This window comes from Flavobacterium aeripolare (assembly GCF_013294025.1).
Classification (GTDB): Bacteria; Bacteroidota; Bacteroidia; order Flavobacteriales; family Flavobacteriaceae; genus Flavobacterium.
In genome coordinates this window covers 68433-86901 of sequence record NZ_JABSNL010000002.1, presented here as the reverse complement: position 1 = coordinate 86901, position 18469 = coordinate 68433, and the positions used below count along the sequence as shown (strand labels likewise).

Here is an 18469-nt window from a genome sequence, read left to right as displayed (position 1 = left end):
ATTATTTAGTTGCTTTTTTCTTGTTCGCAACAGTTTTTCTTTTACCTTTTCTAGTTCTAGAGTTATTCTTAGTTCTTTGTCCCCTTAAAGGAAGACCAGTTCTATGACGGATACCTCTATAACATCCAATATCCATTAAACGTTTGATGTTTAAAGAAACTTCAGAACGTAATTCTCCTTCAATTTTAAAAGAACCAACTACTTCACGAATTGCTCCGATTTCGTCGTCATTCCAATCTTGAACTTTTTTGTCTTGGCTAACTTGAGCTTTTTCTAAAATCTCAATAGCTCTACTTCTTCCTAATCCGAAGATATAGGTTAGTGCTATAACACCTCTCTTATTTTTTGGGATATCTACCCCTGCTATTCTTGCCATAATTATCCTTGTCTTTGTTTAAATCTAGGATTCTTTTTGTTTATAACGTACAATCTCCCTTTTCTACGCACAATTTTGCACTCGGGACTTCTCTTTTTTACTGATGCTCTAACTTTCATAGTGAATATCCTTTAATATCTATAAGTAATTCTCGCTTTTGACAAATCATAAGGGCTCATTTCTAACTTCACTTTATCACCAGGTAATAATTTGATGTAATGCATACGCATTTTTCCAGAAATATGAGCAATTACAATATGTCCATTCTCTAATTCTACACGGAACATAGCATTTGATAATGCTTCAATTATTGATCCGTCTTGTTCTATTGCTGATTGTTTTGCCATAAAATTAAGCTACTGCTTTTCTATTTTTTCCACTTTTCATTAATCCGTCATAATGTTTATTTAACAAATATGAATTGATTTGCTGAATTGTATCAATTGCAACACCAACCATAATGATTAATGAGGTACCCCCAAAAAACATTGCCCAAGATTGTTGAACATCCATAACACTTACAACAATCGCTGGAAACACAGCTATTAGAGCAAGAAATAAAGATCCTGGGAAAGTTATCAATGACATCACTTTATCTAAGAAGTCTGAAGTCTCTGCACCCGGTCTAACACCTGGTATAAATCCTCCACTCCTCTTAAGGTCGTCTGACATCTTATTAGTAGGAACAGTAATGGCAGTATAAAAGAAAGTAAATACAACAATTAATGTTGCAAACAATAAATTATACCAAAACCCAAACATATTACTAAAAGCGCCAGCGATTGATTGAGATGCTTCTGATTTTGATAACCCAGCTACAGCAGCAGGAATAAACATAATTGCTTGAGCAAAGATAATAGGCATAACTCCCGAAGCATTAAGCTTCAAAGGTATCCATTGTCTATTACCACCCATCAAATCTTGTTCATAATCTCCTGATGTAGTACGGCGTGCGTACTGCACTGGTATTTTTCTAATTGCCATAGTCAACAAGACACAGGCAACAATTACTAAGAGCCAAATAATGATTTCAATAACCAATAACATTGGACCTCCATTGTTATTTGTAACTCTTGTAGTAAACTCTTGTATAAACGCTTGAGGAAATCTTGCAAGTATACCCACCATAATTAACAGCGAGATACCATTCCCAATTCCTTTATCAGTTATTTTTTCTCCTAACCACATAGCAAAAATAGTACCAGTGACCAAGATTATTACTGAAGAAAATAAGAATTCAAAAGAATTAAACCCTAATAAAAATGCACTACTAGGTAAAGTTCTATAGAGATTATAGATATAAGTTGGTCCTTGCAACAAGGTAATCCCTATTGTTAACCAACGTGTGATCTGATTAATCTTTTTTCTACCACTTTCACCATCACTTTGAAGCTTTTGCAAATAAGGAATAGCAATTCCCATTAACTGAACAACAATAGATGCCGAAATATAAGGCATAATTCCTAGAGCAAAAACAGACGCTTTTGAGAATGCACCACCAGTAAACATATCTAAAATAGAACCAATACCACTTTTGGTTTGTCCTGCTAAAGTTGTTAGTTGCGTTGCATCAATTCCCGGAAGCGTAACATGTGCTCCAAAACGATAAACTAAAAGCAGGCCTAAAGTAATTAGAATCCTGTTTTTTAGCTCTTCGATTTTCCAAACATTACTTATTGATTCAATAAATTTCTTCATAAATTGAAAAATTACATTGTTACAGCTTCTCCACCAGCAGCTTCAATAGCAGCTTTTGCAGTAGCAGTAAATTTGTGAGCGGTTACTTTTAATTTTGCTTTCAATTCTCCTCTACCTAAAATCTTAACGATTTCATTTTTAGTAGCTAAACGATTTGCAACGTAAGTTGTCATATCGATTGAATCAGTAATGATTCCATTATCTACTAAAGCTTGAATCGTATCAAGATTAACACCCTCGTAATCTTTACGATTGATGTTTGTGAAACCAAACTTAGGCACACGTCTTTGAAGCGGCATTTGACCTCCTTCAAAACCAATCTTTTTAGAATAACCAGAACGAGATTTTGCTCCTTTGTGACCTCTTGCAGAAGTACCACCTTTTCCAGAACCTTCTCCTCTACCTAACCTTTTATTTTGATTGTGTGTTGACCCTTCAGCTGGTTGTAAGTTACTTAAATTCATAACAGTATTTGTTATTTAGCTTCCTCTACAGAAACTAAGTGTTTAACTTTGTTTATCATCCCAAGGATTGCAGGGTTTGAATCATGTTCTACAACTTGACCCATTTTACGTAGACCTAAAGCTTCTAATCCTCTTTTTTGATCAAGTGGACAGTTGATTTTACTTCTAACTTGTTTTACTAATAATTTAGCCATAATTTCCTTGAATTAACCTTTAAAAACTTTTTCTAAAGAAACTCCTCTTTGTTTTGCAACACTATAGGCGCTTCTCATTTGTAATAAAGCATCAAAAGTTGCTTTAACTACGTTGTGAGGATTTGATGATCCTTGAGATTTAGATAATACATCGTGAATACCTACTGACTCAAGAACTGAACGAACAGCTCCACCAGCAATAACTCCAGTACCATGAGAGGCAGGAATTAAAAATACACGTGCACCACCAAATTTACCTTTTTGTTCGTGTGGTACTGATTGACCATTTAAAGGAATCTTCACTAGATTTTTCTTAGCATCTTCTACCGCTTTTGCGATTGCTTCAGAAACATCTTTAGATTTTCCTAATCCATGTCCTACAACACCATTCTCATCACCTACAACTACAATAGCAGAAAAACCGAAAGCTCTACCACCCTTTGTAACTTTAGTAACACGATTAACACTCACCAAACGATCTTTTAATTCAAGACCAGTTGGTTTTACTAACTCTACATTCTTGTATTTATTAGACATAATATATTAGAATTTAAGTCCAGCAGCTCTCGCGCCTTCTGCTAATGATTGAATACGCCCGTGATACAAGTAACCTCCTCTATCGAATGTCACAACTTCTATCCCAGCTTTTAATGCTTTCTCTGCAACTAGTTTCCCAACTGCAGTAGCAACCTCTACGTTCGTACCTTTTCCTATTTCCTTTTCTCTTGAAGAAGCAGCTAATAAAGTAACTCCATTTACGTCATCAATAAGTTGCGCGTATATTTCTTTGTTACTTCTAAAAACAGATAGTCTTGGATTAGTAGCAGTACCACTAATTGATTTTCTAATTCTGAATCTAATTCTCTGTCTTCTTTCAGGTTTTGTTAATGACATAATCTCTTATTTTTTAAGCTGATTTACCTGCTTTTCTTCTTAATACTTCACCCACAAATTTAACACCTTTTCCTTTATAAGGCTCAGGCTTGCGGAAACCTCTAATCTTCGCCGCAACTTGACCTAAAAGTTGTTTATCAATTGATGTTAACTTTACGATTGGGTTCTTTCCTTTCTCAGAGATCGTCTCCAATGTAACTTCTGGAGCTACATCCAATACGATATTATGAGAAAATCCAAGAGCTAAATCCAATTTTTGACCTTGATTTGAAGCTCTATAACCAACACCTACTAATTCTAATGATTTAGTAAAACCATCAGTTACACCTAAGATCATATTATTAATCAATGATCTATATAATCCGTGCTTTGCTCTTTGGTCTTTATGATCCGATGATCTTTCAACTTGAACTTGATCACCTTCAACTGTTACAGTAACGTCCGAAAACTCCTGAGTTAGTTGACCGTTTTTTCCTTTTACTGTAATAATACCGTCTTTAACTTCTACAGTTACGCCAGCAGGGATTACAATTGGGCTTTTACCTATTCTTGACATCTTATAGTCTTTTTATTAGTATACGTAACAAATTACCTCTCCACCAACATTAAGTTGTTTTGCTTTTTTTCCAGTCATCAAACCTTTAGATGTTGAAACAATAGCAATTCCTAATCCGTTAAGGATTCTTGGAATAGAAGAAGAACTTGAATATTTACGTAAACCTGGTTTACTAATTCTCTGGATATCTTTAATTACTGACTCTTTAGTATCTTTATCATACTTCAAAGCAATTTTGATCGAACCCTGAACAGCGTTGTCTTCAAATTTGTAACTTAAGATATAACCTTGATCAAATAAGATCTTAGTTATTTCTTTTTTTAGATTAGATGCAGGAATTTCGACAACTTTGTGGTTTGCAGCCACAGCGTTTCTAACCCTAGTTAAATAATCTGCAATAGGATCTGTATACATATGTATATATTTGCGGTTATGGTTTTCGCCAGACTTTCTGGCGAACCTTTAACCAATTAAAATTCAATTTTTTACCAACTAGCTTTTTTAACTCCTGGTATCAATCCATTATTAGCCATTTCACGAAATGTAACACGTGAAATACCGAATTGACGCATATACCCTCTTGGTCTACCAGTCAATTTACATCTATTATGCAAACGAACAGGTGAAGCGTTTTTCGGTAACTTTTGCAAACCTACGAAATCTCCAGCTTCTAACAAAGCTTTTCTTTTCTCAGCATACTTTGCTACCGTTTTTTCTCTCTTAACCTCGCGGGCTTTCATTGATTCTTTAGCCATAACTTAATTCTTTTTAAAAGGTAATCCTAGTTCAGTTAACAACGACTTTGCTTCCTTATCTGTCTGAGCAGTAGTAACAAAGGTGATATCCATTCCCGAAATTTTGTTCACTTTATCAATGTCAATTTCAGGGAAAATGATCTGCTCTAAAACTCCAAGATTATAATTTCCTCTTCCGTCGAAACCTGTAGCTTTAATCCCACTAAAATCTCTAACACGTGGTAAAGCTGAAGTAATAAGCCTATCTAAAAACTCATACATTCTCTCTCCACGTAAAGTAACCTTTGCTCCAATTGGCATCCCTTTTCTTAATTTGAAAGACGCAACATCTTTCTTAGAAATTGTAGACACTGCTTTTTGCCCAGTGATTTTAGTTAACTCATCAACTGCATAATCGATAAGTTTTTTGTCAGAAACAGCTGCTCCAACTCCACGGCTTAAAACGATTTTTTCCAATTTAGGAACTTGCATTACGTTTACGTAACCGTACTCTTCTGTAAGAGCAGAGATAACTCTACTCTTATATTCTTCTTTCAATCTAGGTGTATACGCCATTACTATAGTACTTGATTAGATTTTTTTGAAAATCTTACTTTCTTATCTCCTTCAACTCTAACTCCTGTTCTAGTTGCTTCCTTAGTTTTAGGATCAATTAGAGAGATATTAGATATTTGAATAGAAGCTTCTTTTTTTACAATACCACCTTGAGGGCTTTTTGCACTTGGCTTCGTATGTTTAGAAACCATGTTCACACCTTCTACGATAGCTTTGTTTTTCTCACGGTCAACACGTAAAACTTTACCTTCTGAACCTTTATGGTCTCCAGCAATTACTCTTACAATGTCACCTGTTTTTATTTTTAGCTTTATCATCTTAAAACGAATTAAAGCACTTCTGGTGCTAATGATACAATTTTCATGAATTGTTTTTCACGAAGTTCTCTTGCTACGGGTCCAAAAACACGAGTTCCTCTCATTTCTCCTGCAGCGTTTAATAAAACACATGCATTGTCATCGAAACGGATATAAGAACCATCAGCTCTTCTCACTTCTTTTCTGGTACGTACAACAACTGCAGTTGAAACAGCTCCTTTTTTAACGCTTCCGTTAGGAGTTGTATCTTTGATAGAAACTACAATCTTGTCACCAACAGAAGCATACCTTCTTTTGGTACCTCCTAAAACACGGATAGTTAAAACTTCTTTAGCTCCTGTGTTGTCTGCTACTTTTAGTCTTGATTCTTGTTGTACCATAATTATTTAGCTCTTTCTAGGATTTCAACTAATCTCCAACATTTTGATTTACTTAAAGGACGCGTTTCGCTAATTCTTACAGTATCTCCAATGTTACAGTCGTTTGTTTCGTCATGCGCTACAAATTTCTTTGTTTTCAACACGAACTTACCGTATAATGGGTGTTTTACTTTAGTAACTTGCGCAACAACAATAGACTTATCCATTTTGTTTGAAGTTACAACACCAACTCTTTCTTTTCTTAAATTTCTTTTTTCTTCCATCTTTCAGCAGATTACAATTATTGTAACTCTCTTTTTGTAAGTTCTGTAGCTAATCTTGCAACTGTTCTTCTTACACCTCTAATTTGAAGTGGATTCTCAATTGGAGAAATAGCGTGAGCCATTTTTAGGTCGGCATATGCCTTCTTAGTTTGACTAAGTTTTTCTTGCAACTCCGCTGCAGAAAGATCTTTTATTTCTGATTGTTTCATAATATAATATAGATTATGCTTCGAAATCTCTAGCAACAACGAATTTAGTTTTTACTGGAAGCTTTTGAGCTGCAAGACGTAATGCCTCTTTAGCAACTGACAAAGGAACTCCTCCAACTTCAAACATAATTCTTCCGGGTTTAACAACGGCAGCCCAATACTCAACTGCTCCTTTACCTTTACCCATACGTACCTCAAGAGGCTTCTTAGTAATTGGTTTGTCTGGAAATATTTTGATCCATAATTGTCCCTCTCTTTTCATGAAACGAGTAGCAGCAATACGAGCTGCCTCTATTTGACGAGAAGTTAAAAACATTCCATCTTCATGTACAGATTTAATACCAAACATTCCATTAGAAAGTTCATGCCCTCTTCCAGAGTTCCCTTTCATTTTACCTTTTTGTACCTTACGGTATTTTGTTCTTTTAGGCTGTAACATTTTTCTTTAATTTAAAAATTACTTTCTTTTACGAGCGTCTGGTTTTCCACCTTTATTAAAGTTAGATTTCCCACGAGGAGAATCTCCACCTTTTCCGCCAGATTGTTTCTTGTCCATTCCAGCAAGCGGAGAAAGATCTCTCTTTCCGTAAACTTCACCTTTCATGATCCACACTTTGATACCCATTCTACCATAAGTAGTATGCGCTTCAGCTAATGCATAATCAATATCGGCTCTGAAAGTTGATAAAGGAACTCTTCCCTCTTTGAAACCTTCTGAACGTGCCATCTCAGCACCATTCAAACGACCAGAAATCAAAACTTTGATACCTTCAGCGTTCATACGCATAGAAGCAGCAATAGCCATTTTGATTGCACGTCTGTAAGAAATACGGCTTTCGATTTGACGACAGATGCTTGTAGCAACTAGATACGCGTCAAGTTCAGGTCTTTTAATTTCAAAGATGTTGATTTGAACCTCTTTGTCTGTAATTTTCTTAAGCTCTTCTTTCAACTTGTCTACCTCTTGACCACCTTTTCCGATAATAATACCAGGTCTAGCAGTAGTGATAGTAACGGTTACAAGTTTCAAAGTTCTTTCGATAATTACCTTTGATACACTAGCTTTTGATAAACGAGCATGGATATACTTTCTGATTTTGTGATCTTCGGCAAGTTTATCACCATAATCATTTCCACCATACCAGTTTGAGTCCCATCCTCTGATGATACCAAGTCTATTTCCAATTGGATTTGTCTTTTGTCCCATCTTGTATTAAATTGCTTGTGTGTTATTAATAGATCCAAGCACGATTGTTACGTGATTAGAACGTTTTCTAATTCTGTGTGCACGACCTTGTGGAGCTGGACGAAGTCTTTTTAACATCATTCCACCATCTACTCTGATCTCCTTAACAAATAAACCAGCTTCTTCTAAACTAGCATCAGCGTTTTTTTGCTCCCAATTGTTGATTGCAGATAAAACTAACTTTTCTAATTTACGTGAAGCTTCTTTAGAACTAAATCTTAAGATGTTAAGTGCTCTTTCTACCTTCTGACCTCTTACCAAGTCCGCTACTAAGCGCATTTTTCTAGGTGAAGTAGGGCAGTTATTCAATTTCGCGAAAGCAATAGACTTATTAGCCTCTTTTCTCGCATCTGCTGTTTCTCTTTTACGAACTCCCATTGCTTCTTATTTTTTACCTTTATTTTTTGCTCCAGCATGACCTCTAAAAGATCTAGTTGGTGAAAATTCTCCTAATTTGTGACCTACCATGTTTTCAGTAACATAAACAGGTACGAATTGACGACCGTTATGAACTGCGATAGTTTGCCCAACAAAATCCGGAGTAATCATAGAAGCTCTAGACCATGTCTTTACAACTCCTTTATTTCCACCTGCTATATTTTCTTGAACTTTCTTGTCTAACTTATAATGAACGAAAGGTCCTTTTTTTAATGAACGTGCCATATCTTATTATTTCTTTCTACGTTCTACGATATACTTGTTACTCGGGTTTTTCTTAGAACGAGTTCTATAACCTTTTGCTGGTATTCCATTTCTTGAACGTGGATGTCCACCAGAAGAACGTCCTTCACCACCACCCATTGGGTGATCGACAGGGTTCATTGCTACAGGTCTTGTTCTAGGTCTTCTACCTAACCATCTTGTTCTACCTGCTTTACCAGACACAACTAATTGGTGATCAGAATTAGAAACAGCTCCAATAGTAGCCGAACAAGTCAACAAGATTAATCTTGTTTCACCAGAAGGCATTTTAATTGTAGCATATTTTCCATCTCTTGCCATTAATTGAGCAAATGTACCAGCAGAACGAGCTATAACAGCACCTTGACCTGGACGTAACTCAATACAAGAAATAACAGTTCCTAATGGAATTTTACTCAAAGGTAAAGTATTACCAATTTCCGGTTGAGACTCAGGTCCTGAAACCAATTTTTGACCAACTTTTAATCCGTTTTGAGCAATGATATACGTTTTCTCACCATCAGCATAAGCTAATAAAGCGATAAATGCAGTACGATTTGGATCATATTCAATTGATTTTACCGTAGCAGGAATTCCTTCTTTAGTACGTTTAAAATCAATGATACGATATCTCTGCTTGTGACCACCACCCGTATAACGCATGGTCATCTTTCCTTGACTATTTCTACCTCCAGAGTTTTTTATCGGCGCTATCAAAGAGCGTTCCGGCTTATCAGTTGTAATAGCGTCATAACCATTCACAACTCTAAATCGCTGACCTGGGGTAATAGGTTTTAATTTTCTTACTGACATTTTTCTATCTTAGATATTGTTGTAAAAATCAATTGTTTCTCCTTCTTTTACTTGAACAATTGCTTTCTTAATTGCATTTGTTTTTCCAGTAATTAAACCACTTTTAGTGTATTTTGTAGTTCTATCCGGTCTTACGTTCATCGTGTTAACACTCAAAATAGTTACACCATAAGCAGCTTCTACAGCTTTCTTAATCTCAACTTTATTTGCTTTTTTGTTAACTACGAACCCGAAGCGGTTTAAAACTTCACTTTCTTTGGTTACTTTTTCCGTTACTATAGGTTTAATTATGATACTCATATCCTATTATTTACTTAAATTTTCTTCAATTACTTCCAAAGAACTCTCCAAAAGCACTAAATTATTAGCGTTCAATATAGCGTAAGTACTTAATTCTAAACTACTTACAACACTAGCCGCTTTTAAATTACGTGACGACAAATATACGTTTTTATTCGTATTGCCCAACACAAACAATGATTTTTTATTCTCTAACTCTAAAGCTTTCAAAACATTAATGAAATTTTTAGTGTTTGGAGCATCAAAATTAAAGTCTTCAAGAACGATTATGTTTGACTCTTTTGCTTTCATTGAGAATGCAGATTTTCTAGCTAAACGTTTCAAGTTTTTATTCAATTTGAATGAATAACTTCTTGGTCTAGGTCCAAAAACTGTTCCTCCTCCTTTAAACAATGGATTCTTTGCACTACCCGCACGAGCAGTACCAGTTCCTTTTTGTTTTTTAATCTTACGTGTACTTCCCGCTACTTCAGCTCTTTCTTTAGCTTTGTGCGTACCTTGTCTTTGATTAGCTAAATATTGCTTAACATCAAGATATACAGCGTGATTATTTGGTTCAATTGCGAATACTGAATCAGAAAGTTGAACTTTTCTTCCAGTATCTTTTCCGTTGAAATCTACTACTTTTACTTCCATTACTTGTGAATGATTACATAAGAGTTATTATGACCAGGAACACATCCTTTAATCACAAGTAGATTCTTTTCAGTAACTACTTTTAAAACTCTAAGGTTTTGAACGTTTACATTTTCTCCTCCCATACGTCCAGCCATACGCATTCCTTTGAATACTCTAGATGGATAAGAAGAAGCTCCTACAGAACCTGGCGCTCTTAAACGGTTATGTTGACCATGAGTTGCTTGACCAACACCACCAAAACCGTGACGTTTTACAACCCCTTGAAAACCTTTACCTTTAGACACACCTTGTACATCTACAAATTCTCCTTCTACAAACATAGAGACATCAATAAGATCCCCTAATTTTTGTTCTGTTGCAAAATTTTGGAATTCAACGACTTTTTTCTTAGCTACAGTTCCAGCTTTTTTAAAGTGACCTAAAGCCGCTTTAGTGGAATGTTTCTCGTTTTTGTCATCGAAACCCAGTTGCAACGCTTCGTACCCGTCAACACCTTTGGTTCTGACTTGGGTAACAACACACGGACCAGCTTCGATTACTGTACAAGGAACATTTTTCCCGTTTTCATCAAAGATGCTAGTCATGCCGATTTTTCTACCAATTAACCCAGACATAAATATTAATTATTAATTATTAAATATAAAAATAGAACACATCATTTAAGTGAACTCTTATTTTTAAAGTGGTGCAAAAGTATAACTTATTTACACACAATCCAAAAAAAGTTTTCACTTAAACAAAGTGCCCTCAATTTTCCTTTATTAAGATACTTAAACTTTGATCTCTACTTCAACTCCACTAGGCAATTCTAATTTCATTAAAGCATCAATTGTTTTAGATGAAGATGAATAAATATCAATTAATCTCTTATATGACATTACTTCAAATTGTTCTCTCGCTTTTTTGTTAACGTGTGGAGAACGCAATACTGTAAAAAGTTTTTTGTGAGTTGGCAATGGGATTGGCCCTGTAACAACTGCACCAGTAGTTTTAACTGTTTTTACAATCTTTTCAGCAGACTTGTCTACTAACATATGATCGTAAGATTTTAGTTTTATTCTGATTTTTTGACTCATTTTCTTAAAATTAAGCGTTTCCTTTTGCTTTTTTGATTACTGCTTCCGAAATATTAGAAGGCGTTTCTGCGTAGTGTGAAAATTCCATAGTTGAAGTTGCACGACCTGAAGACAAAGTTCTTAAAGTTGTAACATATCCAAACATTTCAGATAATGGCACATCTGCTTTAATAGTTTTTGCTCCATTTCTATCACCCATGTCATTAACTTGACCTCTACGACGGTTGATATCACCTACGATATCTCCCATGTTTTCTTCAGGAGTAATAACTTCCATTTTCATGATTGGCTCAAGAATTACAGCTCCAGCAGCTTTAGCCACTTCTCTATAACCCATTCTAGCAGCTAACTCAAAAGAAAGTGCATCAGAATCCACAGGATGGAAAGATCCATCCAATAAAGTTACTTTTAAACTATCAACTTGATATCCTGCTAAAGGACCAGTCTTCATAGCTTCTCTAAATCCTTTCTCTACAGAAGGAATATATTCTTTAGGAACGTTACCACCTTTTACAGAGTTAACAAACTGTAATCCAACAGGAGCTTTACCATCAACTTCATCAGCAGGCTCTAAAATAAATACGATATCACCGAATTTACCACGACCTCCAGATTGTTTTTTGTAAGTCTCTCTATGTTGAGCAGTTCTAGTAAATGCTTCTTTGTATTCAACTTGAGGCTCACCTTGGTTTACTTCAACTTTAAATTCACGACGCATTCTATCTACTAAGATATCCAAGTGAAGCTCACCCATACCAGAAATAATTGTTTGCCCTGAAGCCTCATCAGTTCTAACTGTAAACGTAGGATCTTCTTCAGCTAATTTAGCCAAAGCCATACCCATTTTATCTACATCAGCCTTAGTTTTAGGTTCAATAGCAATACCAATTACCGGTGCAGGAAATTTCATTGACTCAAGAATAATTGGGTGTTTTTCATCACACAATGTATCTCCAGTTTTAATATCCTTAAATCCTACTGCCGCTCCAATATCTCCAGCTTCAATATAATCGATTGGATTTTGTTTGTTAGCATGCATTTGGTAGATACGTGAAATTCTTTCTTTGTTACCTGAACGTGTGTTCAAGACATAAGAACCGGCATCTAAACGCCCTGAATAAGCACGGAAGAAAGCTAAACGACCTACGAATGGGTCAGTAGCAATTTTAAATGCTAAAGCAGCGAAAGGCTCTTTAACATCTGGCTTACGCAAGATTTTAGTTTGATCTTCTTCTAATAACTCAGCATCATCAGGATGAATTCCTTCAATCCCGTCTTTATCCATTGGAGATGGCAAATATTTACATACCGCATCTAACATGAATTGAACACCTTTGTTTTTAAAAGACGACCCTGCAATCATAGGTATGATCGCCATATCCATTACAGCAGCTCTTAAAGCAACATTGATCTCTTCTTCTGTAATAGATTCAGGATCTTCCATATACTTGTCAAGCAAATTCTCATCATAATCAGCAACTGCTTCGATAAGAATATCTCTGTATTCTTTAACTTCATCAACCATATCAGCAGGAATATCAACAACTTCATAAGTCGCTCCCATTCCAGCATCATCCCAAACAATAGCTTGGTTTCTTACTAAATCAACAACACCTCTAAAGTCATTTTCTTCACCAATAGGTAAAGTAATCGCAACAGCATTAGATTTCAACATATCTCTTACTTGTTGACATACCATCAAAAAGTTAGATCCTTGTCTATCCATTTTATTAACGAATCCAATACGAGGCACTTTATATTGATCAGCTAATCTCCAGTTAGTTTCTGATTGAGGCTCAACACCATCAACAGCACTAAACAAGAAAACTAAACCATCAAGAACACGTAACGAACGGTTTACTTCAACTGTAAAGTCAACGTGTCCCGGTGTATCGATAATATTAAAGTGATAAGGTAGCGTCTCAGGTAAAATTTTACCTTGAGTAGTTGGAAAATTCCACTCACAAGTAGTAGCAGCAGAAGTAATTGTAATACCTCTTTCTTGCTCTTGTGCCATCCAGTCCATTGTTGCAGCACCATCGTGTACTTCACCAATTTTGTGTGACTTTCCTGTATAGAATAATATACGCTCAGTAGTTGTTGTTTTACCAGCATCAATGTGAGCAGCAATTCCTATGTTTCTTGTATATTTAAGTTCTCTAGCCATTTCTTAAGAATTAAAATCTAAAGTGAGAGAAGGCTTTATTTGCTTCTGCCATTTTGTGAGTATCCATTCTTTTCTTAACTGCAGCACCTTCTTCTTTAGCCGCAGCTAAACATTCTGAAGCTAATCTCTGAGCCATTGATTTTTCGTTTCTTCTTCTTGAATAAAGAATCAACCATTTCATCGCCATAGAAATTTTTCTATCTGGACGAATTTGCATTGGAATTTGAAATGTCGCTCCACCTACTCTACGACTACGTACTTCTACGTGAGGCATAACATTAGTTAAAGCATCTTTCCAAATTTCTAACGAAGGTTTTTCTGCATCTTGCTTTTTAGCCTCTATAATGTCAATTGCATCATAAAAAACTTTAAAAGCTGTTGATTTCTTACCATCCCACATTAGGTTGTTCACAAAACGTGTTACCAATTGGTCGTTAAACCTAGGATCTGGTAAAAGTGGTCTTTTCTTTGCCGCTCTTTTTCTCATGTCTTTTTTTTAATAAAACAACACACCAATATAGCTGCGATAAATCACAACACTATTAGCACATTACTTTAAATTACTTTTTTGCTTCTTTTGGGCGTTTTGCTCCGTACTTAGATCTTCTTTGCGTTCTTCCTGCTACTCCTGACGTATCAAGTGCACCACGAACGATGTGATATCTAACTCCTGGTAAATCTTTTACCCTTCCACCCCTAACTAATACTATCGAGTGCTCTTGTAAATTGTGTCCTTCTCCAGGGATGTAGGCATTTACTTCATTACCATTTGTCAAACGTACACGCGCTACTTTACGCATTGCAGAGTTTGGTTTTTTTGGTGTTGTAGTGTAAACACGCGTACAAACCCCTCTTCTTTGAGGACAAGAATCTAAAGCAACCGATTTACTCTTCTTAGTTATCTGAGTTCTTCCTGTTCTTACTAATTGTTGAATTGTTGGCATAATTAATACTAAAAATTTATTATGTATATTTAATTCCCGCTTTTTACGGGGTTGCAAATGTATTAAATATTTTTTACCCTGCAAACCATAAATCATTAATTTTCAACAACATTATTTATTTAAAGACCAACAACTTGCAAATACACCTAAATACAACAGCTAACTACACCTATATAAATAACCCCAAAATCAATATACTGTGTTAAGAAGAAGGTAAAAACAACAAAAAAGAAGGATTTAAAAATCGTAGCTAATTAACAACGGAAAATTACAACCAATTAAAACATCCTTTTTTTACAAGAATTTCTCAACTACATCACTTTTAAAGTTTGTTCCAAAACATTATACATTAAAGACCACCATGTCAGAAAATCTGAACGAATGAACAAACCTTTAATTTTATCTTAAAAATCGTGAACTACAATTAAGAATTAGAACGCTTAATTTACAATAACATTAACTTTAACTAACGAAGCTTCACAAGGATAGAGACACTAATTTTCATAAAATTAAGATAAAAACAATTAAAATTTAAGAAAAAAAATTAGCGTGTCATTTATTATTTATCTTTATAATTAAAAACTTACAAATAAGTTTTATTCTAATTTTAACTACTTTAAAAACAGTAACTGCATTTAATGTATTAAAAATATAAATAAAAACAGCTTTTTTAACTATAAAATAATCCCAGCATTTGATATCAACACAATAAACACGTGTAAGTAAAGTACCCACTGTATCAATAAAAGTTAAAATTCGCAATAGATAGAAAAATACTACAGTACTTATTAGGAAAGTTAACGAATTATTAAGAAGTTCGCAAGACTAATTCAAATAAACATAAAATGAAACTAAAGTTCAATGGAATCTTAGTACTACTATTAGTACTAATGGCGCAATTAACCTTCGCGCAAGAAAGACCCGTAAAGGGAAGTGTTTCCGATAATGCAGGATTACCACTACCAGGGGTAAGCGTATTAATTAAAGGCACACAAAACGGAACACAGACTGACATTGATGGTAAATACTCCATCAAAGTAAGCCCGAACCAAACGCTAACGTTTACCTACATTGGAATGAAACGTCAAGAGGTTTTGGCAACTTCTTCAACAATTAACATCAAACTATTAGATGATTCAATTGAACTTGAAGGAGTAATTGTAGGAGCACTAGGTATAAAAAGAAAAAAAGACGCAGTAACTTCTGCTTCACAAATCGTTAAAAGCGAGGAACTTACTCAAGCAGCAAATCCTAACGTTGTACAATCTCTTGTAGGAAAGGTATCAGGACTACAAATCAACAAGACTTCAGGAGGTGTGAATGGCGGCACTAGAATAGTTCTAAGAGGGTCAAGATCTATTACGGGTAACAACGAAGCATTAGTAGTTATAGACAATGCTATTTCAACAGCATCTGCTTTACAACAATTACCTCCAGAATTAATTGAAAGCCTTAACGTTCTTAAAGGTGCACAGGGAGCAGCATTATATGGTGAACAAGGAGTAAACGGTGTTATAATTGTTTCTACTGTAAAAGGCGCAAAACAAGGCTCTAAATTAACAGTAAATGTAAATTCAGTAATTGATTTTGAATCAGTTGCTTATGTTCCTACTACACAGAGCAAATATGGTCAAGGTTGGTTTGGAGCACATGATCCATACGAAAACGGATCATGGGGTGAAAAATTTGACGGTAGCATCAAAGAAACAGGGCTTCCTCAAAAAGATGGAAACTCAATGAGCTTACCTTATTCTTATGTCAAAGACAATGTGAAGCAATTTTACCAAACAGGCACAACATACCAAAACGGTTTCTCTCTTAATGCAGGAAGCAGCGATTCGTACGTATTATTCTCTGCAAACAACCTTAAAACAGACTTTGTTGTAAAAGGAGATGTTCTAGAAAGAAATAGTTTTTTATTGAAAGCCGGAAAAACTTTAGGTAAATTTAGCATAGATGGAAATATCAATTATAACTACCAAAGCTCGAGTGAAACATCACCTGACTTACTTAGTGACTTAATTCAAACTCCTGGAAACATTCCAATATCACAATTTGCGAATTCTAGTAATGAAGGTCATTGGACACAATACTACTTAAGCCCTTATTGGACTCAAGCTAACAATCGTAGTGAAGCTTCAAGATCTTTCGTAAACGCGATCGCAGCTTTAAAGTATGAAATCAATAAAAACATTAATGTTACATATACGGGAAACTTACAGTTTACCAATACAGACTCACAATCACATATAAACGCCTACAAGGAAAATGCTTTTTTAGCAGGAATTGGAGCTAATAGGGATCAAACATCTGAGTACTATGCAACTCAATCATTTACCAGGAATTTTTATGGAGATTTACTAGTTAATTTCGACTACGATTTAAACGATGATTTAAATTTAAAGGCTAATATTGGTAGCAACATGCAAGACAACTCTTATAGAGTAACATCGCAAGGAGGAACAAATTTAGACATCCCTGGCTTCTACAACATTAAAAATGTTTTAAGCCCAGCAAATCCATCTACATTAGATAATAGGTATTTGAAATCAAATAGAGCGTCAGCTTTAGCGAATATAGATTTAGGTTATAAAGACTATTTATTTTTAAACGTAACAGGAAGAAATGATTGGTCTTCAGTGCTACCTAAAGACAACAATAGTTTCTTTTACAGTAGTGCAGGACTATCATTTATTCCAACTGTAGCATTTGAAAGTTTACGTGGAGATGTATTAAATTATGCTAAAGTTTCTGCCAACATTACCTCTGTAGGAAATTCATCAGCAGTTGGTACTTACGCTATTAACGACATAGGTGTATCACCTACAGGGTTTCCTTACGGTAATCTAGGGTCATATATTGACAATCAAAGACCTACAGATAAAAACATCAAGCCTGAGTTTGTAACAACAACAGAACTAAACTTGAGCTTAGGATTTTTTAAAAATAGAATCACACTAGATGGTTCAATTTATAAAGCTGAAACAAAAGATTTGATTACAGCTGCAACAACATCATCTGCGTCAGGATTAGCTACATCTCAATCTAATATTGGCGACATGACTACGACAGGATTCGAAATTGATTTAGGATTAACACCTTTTAAAACAGAAAATTTTAATTGGAATATTCGCGCAAGCTACTCTACTAATAAATCAGTAATAAATGCATTAGCACAAGGAGCTAACGAAATCAACTTACTAACAGACACAACTACCGGAACTGGAATATTCGCTCAAGTAGGACAAGAGTTCCCATTAATTAAAGGAACGACATTTGTTAGAGACGAAAACGGAAGTATTATCGTAAATGACCAAGGTTTACCATCAAGAACTTCTTCTAATTCAATTTTAGGAAAAGCAACTCCAGACTATATATTAGGCTTAACTAATTCATTTGAGTTTAAAGGATTAAAATTAACTGTAGTAATGGATTATAGAACTGGTCACTCAATTATTTCTGGAACTAAATATGCTTTAACTTGGCCGGGACGATTAGAGGAATCAGCAGGTTTTGATAGAGAAACTGGATTCATACTTCCTAATTCTGTCATAGAAACGGCACCAGGATCTGGAGTTTACACAAAAAATACTACCGTAGCATCAGCTGCTGGGTATGACACTAACGGAGTTATCGATTATTATGATGCATTAAGTAGAACAGGGGAACACAATGTTATAGACGCATCAGCTTTTAAAGTACGCGAATTAGCTTTGAGTTACTCAATACCATCTACTCTAACAACAAAATTTGGCCTAACTTCACTTAGAGTTGGTATCAACGCGAGAAATCCATTTGTTGTACTAGCAAAAGGAAATAAAGGGTATACAGACCCAGAAGCTTCAACTTCAGGCTCAAGCGGTAACGGTTTAGGATATTCAAATATCGGTCAATACCCTAGCACAAGAACATTTGGTGGTAGCATCAATCTAACCTTTTAAT

Annotated in this window: 29 protein-coding genes; 1 reads left to right on the top strand and 28 read right to left on the bottom strand. The window is 35.1% G+C overall.

The annotated features are described in order from the left end of the window. Position 1 precedes the first annotated feature (1 nt). From rpsM to rpsL, 28 genes are all read right to left on the bottom strand, one after another. On the bottom strand, positions 2–376 hold the full coding sequence (gene rpsM / locus HNQ00_RS02630; protein ID WP_026706999.1) for a 30S ribosomal protein S13: 375 nt from the start codon (positions 374–376) through the stop codon (positions 2–4). Between the two features lie 2 nt (positions 377–378). Continuing rightward, on the bottom strand, positions 379–495 hold the full coding sequence (gene ykgO, locus HNQ00_RS02625) for a type B 50S ribosomal protein L36 (protein WP_008992256.1): 117 nt from the start codon (positions 493–495) through the stop codon (positions 379–381). Positions 496–507: 12 nt separating this feature from the next. Beyond that, positions 508–723 (bottom strand): translation initiation factor IF-1, encoded by a 216-nt coding sequence (infA, locus tag HNQ00_RS02620; RefSeq protein WP_007136545.1) that lies wholly within the window; start codon positions 721–723, stop codon positions 508–510. A 4-nt stretch (positions 724–727) separates the two neighbouring features. After that, complete coding sequence (gene secY / locus HNQ00_RS02615; protein ID WP_173836784.1) at positions 728–2074, bottom strand: preprotein translocase subunit SecY; 1347 nt, start codon at positions 2072–2074, stop codon at positions 728–730. Between the two features lie 11 nt (positions 2075–2085). Continuing rightward, positions 2086–2538, bottom strand: a complete 453-nt coding sequence (gene rplO, locus HNQ00_RS02610; RefSeq protein WP_026707001.1) for a 50S ribosomal protein L15 — start codon at positions 2536–2538, stop codon at positions 2086–2088. A gap of 11 nt (positions 2539–2549) precedes the next feature. Further along, positions 2550–2732 (bottom strand): 50S ribosomal protein L30, encoded by a 183-nt coding sequence (rpmD, locus tag HNQ00_RS02605; protein ID WP_026707002.1) that lies wholly within the window; start codon positions 2730–2732, stop codon positions 2550–2552. Positions 2733–2744: 12 nt separating this feature from the next. After that, positions 2745–3269: a 30S ribosomal protein S5 gene (gene rpsE, locus HNQ00_RS02600; RefSeq protein WP_026707003.1), complete on the bottom strand. Its 525-nt coding sequence runs from the start codon at positions 3267–3269 to the stop codon at positions 2745–2747. Between the two features lie 6 nt (positions 3270–3275). Next, positions 3276–3626, bottom strand: a complete 351-nt coding sequence (gene rplR, locus HNQ00_RS02595; RefSeq protein WP_173836782.1) for a 50S ribosomal protein L18 — start codon at positions 3624–3626, stop codon at positions 3276–3278. Between the two features lie 13 nt (positions 3627–3639). Then, complete coding sequence (gene rplF, locus HNQ00_RS02590; RefSeq protein WP_026707005.1) at positions 3640–4182, bottom strand: 50S ribosomal protein L6; 543 nt, start codon at positions 4180–4182, stop codon at positions 3640–3642. Positions 4183–4197: 15 nt separating this feature from the next. Continuing rightward, entirely contained in the window at positions 4198–4596 is a 399-nt protein-coding gene (rpsH, locus tag HNQ00_RS02585; RefSeq protein WP_026707006.1) for a 30S ribosomal protein S8, read from the bottom strand. A gap of 71 nt (positions 4597–4667) precedes the next feature. Then, the gene (gene rpsN, locus HNQ00_RS02580; protein ID WP_026707007.1) at positions 4668–4937 is read right to left on the bottom strand and encodes a 30S ribosomal protein S14; all 270 of its coding nucleotides are present in this window, start codon (positions 4935–4937) and stop codon (positions 4668–4670) included. Positions 4938–4940: 3 nt separating this feature from the next. Then, on the bottom strand, positions 4941–5492 hold the full coding sequence (gene rplE / locus HNQ00_RS02575; protein ID WP_026707008.1) for a 50S ribosomal protein L5: 552 nt from the start codon (positions 5490–5492) through the stop codon (positions 4941–4943). A 2-nt stretch (positions 5493–5494) separates the two neighbouring features. Continuing rightward, complete coding sequence (gene rplX, locus HNQ00_RS02570; RefSeq protein WP_026707009.1) at positions 5495–5809, bottom strand: 50S ribosomal protein L24; 315 nt, start codon at positions 5807–5809, stop codon at positions 5495–5497. Between the two features lie 11 nt (positions 5810–5820). Further along, positions 5821–6189 carry a 50S ribosomal protein L14 gene (gene rplN, locus HNQ00_RS02565; protein ID WP_007136556.1) on the bottom strand — a complete coding sequence of 123 codons (369 nt, stop codon included), beginning with the start codon at positions 6187–6189 and terminating at the stop codon, positions 5821–5823. Between the two features lie 2 nt (positions 6190–6191). After that, positions 6192–6452, bottom strand: a complete 261-nt coding sequence (rpsQ, locus tag HNQ00_RS02560) for a 30S ribosomal protein S17 (protein ID WP_026707010.1) — start codon at positions 6450–6452, stop codon at positions 6192–6194. Between the two features lie 17 nt (positions 6453–6469). Further along, positions 6470–6661 carry a 50S ribosomal protein L29 gene (gene rpmC, locus HNQ00_RS02555; protein ID WP_026707011.1) on the bottom strand — a complete coding sequence of 64 codons (192 nt, stop codon included), beginning with the start codon at positions 6659–6661 and terminating at the stop codon, positions 6470–6472. Positions 6662–6674: 13 nt separating this feature from the next. Next, positions 6675–7100 carry a 50S ribosomal protein L16 gene (gene rplP, locus HNQ00_RS02550; RefSeq protein ID WP_016989325.1) on the bottom strand — a complete coding sequence of 142 codons (426 nt, stop codon included), beginning with the start codon at positions 7098–7100 and terminating at the stop codon, positions 6675–6677. Between the two features lie 18 nt (positions 7101–7118). After that, entirely contained in the window at positions 7119–7868 is a 750-nt protein-coding gene (rpsC, locus tag HNQ00_RS02545) for a 30S ribosomal protein S3 (protein WP_026707012.1), read from the bottom strand. A 6-nt stretch (positions 7869–7874) separates the two neighbouring features. Further along, the gene (gene rplV / locus HNQ00_RS02540; RefSeq protein WP_173836780.1) at positions 7875–8285 is read right to left on the bottom strand and encodes a 50S ribosomal protein L22; all 411 of its coding nucleotides are present in this window, start codon (positions 8283–8285) and stop codon (positions 7875–7877) included. Positions 8286–8291: 6 nt separating this feature from the next. After that, a complete protein-coding gene (gene rpsS / locus HNQ00_RS02535) occupies positions 8292–8570 on the bottom strand; it encodes a 30S ribosomal protein S19 (RefSeq protein WP_007136562.1) in 279 nt (92 codons plus the stop codon). A gap of 6 nt (positions 8571–8576) precedes the next feature. Further along, positions 8577–9401, bottom strand: a complete 825-nt coding sequence (gene rplB, locus HNQ00_RS02530) for a 50S ribosomal protein L2 (RefSeq protein WP_026707014.1) — start codon at positions 9399–9401, stop codon at positions 8577–8579. A 9-nt stretch (positions 9402–9410) separates the two neighbouring features. Continuing rightward, a complete protein-coding gene (gene rplW / locus HNQ00_RS02525) occupies positions 9411–9701 on the bottom strand; it encodes a 50S ribosomal protein L23 (RefSeq protein ID WP_026707015.1) in 291 nt (96 codons plus the stop codon). Between the two features lie 6 nt (positions 9702–9707). Next, positions 9708–10337, bottom strand: coding sequence for a 50S ribosomal protein L4 (rplD, locus tag HNQ00_RS02520; protein WP_026707016.1), 630 nt, complete (start codon positions 10335–10337; stop codon positions 9708–9710). Continuing rightward, entirely contained in the window at positions 10337–10954 is a 618-nt protein-coding gene (rplC, locus tag HNQ00_RS02515) for a 50S ribosomal protein L3 (protein ID WP_173836778.1), read from the bottom strand. Before rplC ends, rplD begins: the two co-directional genes overlap by 1 nt. Before the next feature lie 156 nt (positions 10955–11110). After that, positions 11111–11416 (bottom strand): 30S ribosomal protein S10, encoded by a 306-nt coding sequence (gene rpsJ, locus HNQ00_RS02510; RefSeq protein WP_007803605.1) that lies wholly within the window; start codon positions 11414–11416, stop codon positions 11111–11113. Positions 11417–11426: 10 nt separating this feature from the next. After that, positions 11427–13583: an elongation factor G gene (gene fusA / locus HNQ00_RS02505; RefSeq protein WP_173836777.1), complete on the bottom strand. Its 2157-nt coding sequence runs from the start codon at positions 13581–13583 to the stop codon at positions 11427–11429. 10 nt (positions 13584–13593) lie between these two features. Beyond that, the gene (gene rpsG, locus HNQ00_RS02500; RefSeq protein WP_026707019.1) at positions 13594–14070 is read right to left on the bottom strand and encodes a 30S ribosomal protein S7; all 477 of its coding nucleotides are present in this window, start codon (positions 14068–14070) and stop codon (positions 13594–13596) included. Between the two features lie 73 nt (positions 14071–14143). Next, the gene (gene rpsL / locus HNQ00_RS02495) at positions 14144–14527 is read right to left on the bottom strand and encodes a 30S ribosomal protein S12 (RefSeq protein WP_007136570.1); all 384 of its coding nucleotides are present in this window, start codon (positions 14525–14527) and stop codon (positions 14144–14146) included. 845 nt (positions 14528–15372) lie between these two features. Here rpsL and HNQ00_RS02490 point away from each other — a divergent pair. After that, a complete protein-coding gene (locus HNQ00_RS02490; RefSeq protein ID WP_173836775.1) occupies positions 15373–18468 on the top strand; it encodes a SusC/RagA family TonB-linked outer membrane protein in 3096 nt (1031 codons plus the stop codon). The last annotated feature ends 1 nt before the right edge of the window (position 18469 follow it).

Excerpts from the sequence above, each read along its gene's own strand:
- rpsM (WP_026706999.1), bottom strand. The coding sequence starts at position 376 with ATGGCAAGAATAGCAGGGGTAGATATCCCAAAAAATAAGAGAGGTGTT.
- ykgO (WP_008992256.1), bottom strand. The coding sequence starts at position 495 with ATGAAAGTTAGAGCATCAGTAAAAAAGAGAAGTCCCGAGTGCAAAATT.
- infA (WP_007136545.1), bottom strand. The coding sequence starts at position 723 with ATGGCAAAACAATCAGCAATAGAACAAGACGGATCAATAATTGAAGCA.
- secY (WP_173836784.1), bottom strand. The coding sequence starts at position 2,074 with ATGAAGAAATTTATTGAATCAATAAGTAATGTTTGGAAAATCGAAGAG.
- rplO (WP_026707001.1), bottom strand. The coding sequence starts at position 2,538 with ATGAATTTAAGTAACTTACAACCAGCTGAAGGGTCAACACACAATCAA.
- rpmD (WP_026707002.1), bottom strand. The coding sequence starts at position 2,732 with ATGGCTAAATTATTAGTAAAACAAGTTAGAAGTAAAATCAACTGTCCA.
- rpsE (WP_026707003.1), bottom strand. The coding sequence starts at position 3,269 with ATGTCTAATAAATACAAGAATGTAGAGTTAGTAAAACCAACTGGTCTT.
- rplR (WP_173836782.1), bottom strand. The coding sequence starts at position 3,626 with ATGTCATTAACAAAACCTGAAAGAAGACAGAGAATTAGATTCAGAATT.
- rplF (WP_026707005.1), bottom strand. The coding sequence starts at position 4,182 with ATGTCAAGAATAGGTAAAAGCCCAATTGTAATCCCTGCTGGCGTAACT.
- rpsH (WP_026707006.1), bottom strand. The coding sequence starts at position 4,596 with ATGTATACAGATCCTATTGCAGATTATTTAACTAGGGTTAGAAACGCT.
- rpsN (WP_026707007.1), bottom strand. The coding sequence starts at position 4,937 with ATGGCTAAAGAATCAATGAAAGCCCGCGAGGTTAAGAGAGAAAAAACG.
- rplE (WP_026707008.1), bottom strand. The coding sequence starts at position 5,492 with ATGGCGTATACACCTAGATTGAAAGAAGAATATAAGAGTAGAGTTATC.
- rplX (WP_026707009.1), bottom strand. The coding sequence starts at position 5,809 with ATGATAAAGCTAAAAATAAAAACAGGTGACATTGTAAGAGTAATTGCT.
- rplN (WP_007136556.1), bottom strand. The coding sequence starts at position 6,189 with ATGGTACAACAAGAATCAAGACTAAAAGTAGCAGACAACACAGGAGCT.
- rpsQ (WP_026707010.1), bottom strand. The coding sequence starts at position 6,452 with ATGGAAGAAAAAAGAAATTTAAGAAAAGAAAGAGTTGGTGTTGTAACT.
- rpmC (WP_026707011.1), bottom strand. The coding sequence starts at position 6,661 with ATGAAACAATCAGAAATAAAAGATCTTTCTGCAGCGGAGTTGCAAGAA.
- rplP (WP_016989325.1), bottom strand. The coding sequence starts at position 7,100 with ATGTTACAGCCTAAAAGAACAAAATACCGTAAGGTACAAAAAGGTAAA.
- rpsC (WP_026707012.1), bottom strand. The coding sequence starts at position 7,868 with ATGGGACAAAAGACAAATCCAATTGGAAATAGACTTGGTATCATCAGA.
- rplV (WP_173836780.1), bottom strand. The coding sequence starts at position 8,285 with ATGGGAGTTCGTAAAAGAGAAACAGCAGATGCGAGAAAAGAGGCTAAT.
- rpsS (WP_007136562.1), bottom strand. The coding sequence starts at position 8,570 with ATGGCACGTTCATTAAAAAAAGGACCTTTCGTTCATTATAAGTTAGAC.
- rplB (WP_026707014.1), bottom strand. The coding sequence starts at position 9,401 with ATGTCAGTAAGAAAATTAAAACCTATTACCCCAGGTCAGCGATTTAGA.
- rplW (WP_026707015.1), bottom strand. The coding sequence starts at position 9,701 with ATGAGTATCATAATTAAACCTATAGTAACGGAAAAAGTAACCAAAGAA.
- rplD (WP_026707016.1), bottom strand. The coding sequence starts at position 10,337 with ATGGAAGTAAAAGTAGTAGATTTCAACGGAAAAGATACTGGAAGAAAA.
- rplC (WP_173836778.1), bottom strand. The coding sequence starts at position 10,954 with ATGTCTGGGTTAATTGGTAGAAAAATCGGCATGACTAGCATCTTTGAT.
- rpsJ (WP_007803605.1), bottom strand. The coding sequence starts at position 11,416 with ATGAGTCAAAAAATCAGAATAAAACTAAAATCTTACGATCATATGTTA.
- fusA (WP_173836777.1), bottom strand. The coding sequence starts at position 13,583 with ATGGCTAGAGAACTTAAATATACAAGAAACATAGGAATTGCTGCTCAC.
- rpsG (WP_026707019.1), bottom strand. The coding sequence starts at position 14,070 with ATGAGAAAAAGAGCGGCAAAGAAAAGACCACTTTTACCAGATCCTAGG.
- rpsL (WP_007136570.1), bottom strand. The coding sequence starts at position 14,527 with ATGCCAACAATTCAACAATTAGTAAGAACAGGAAGAACTCAGATAACT.
- HNQ00_RS02490 (WP_173836775.1), top strand. The coding sequence starts at position 15,373 with ATGAAACTAAAGTTCAATGGAATCTTAGTACTACTATTAGTACTAATG.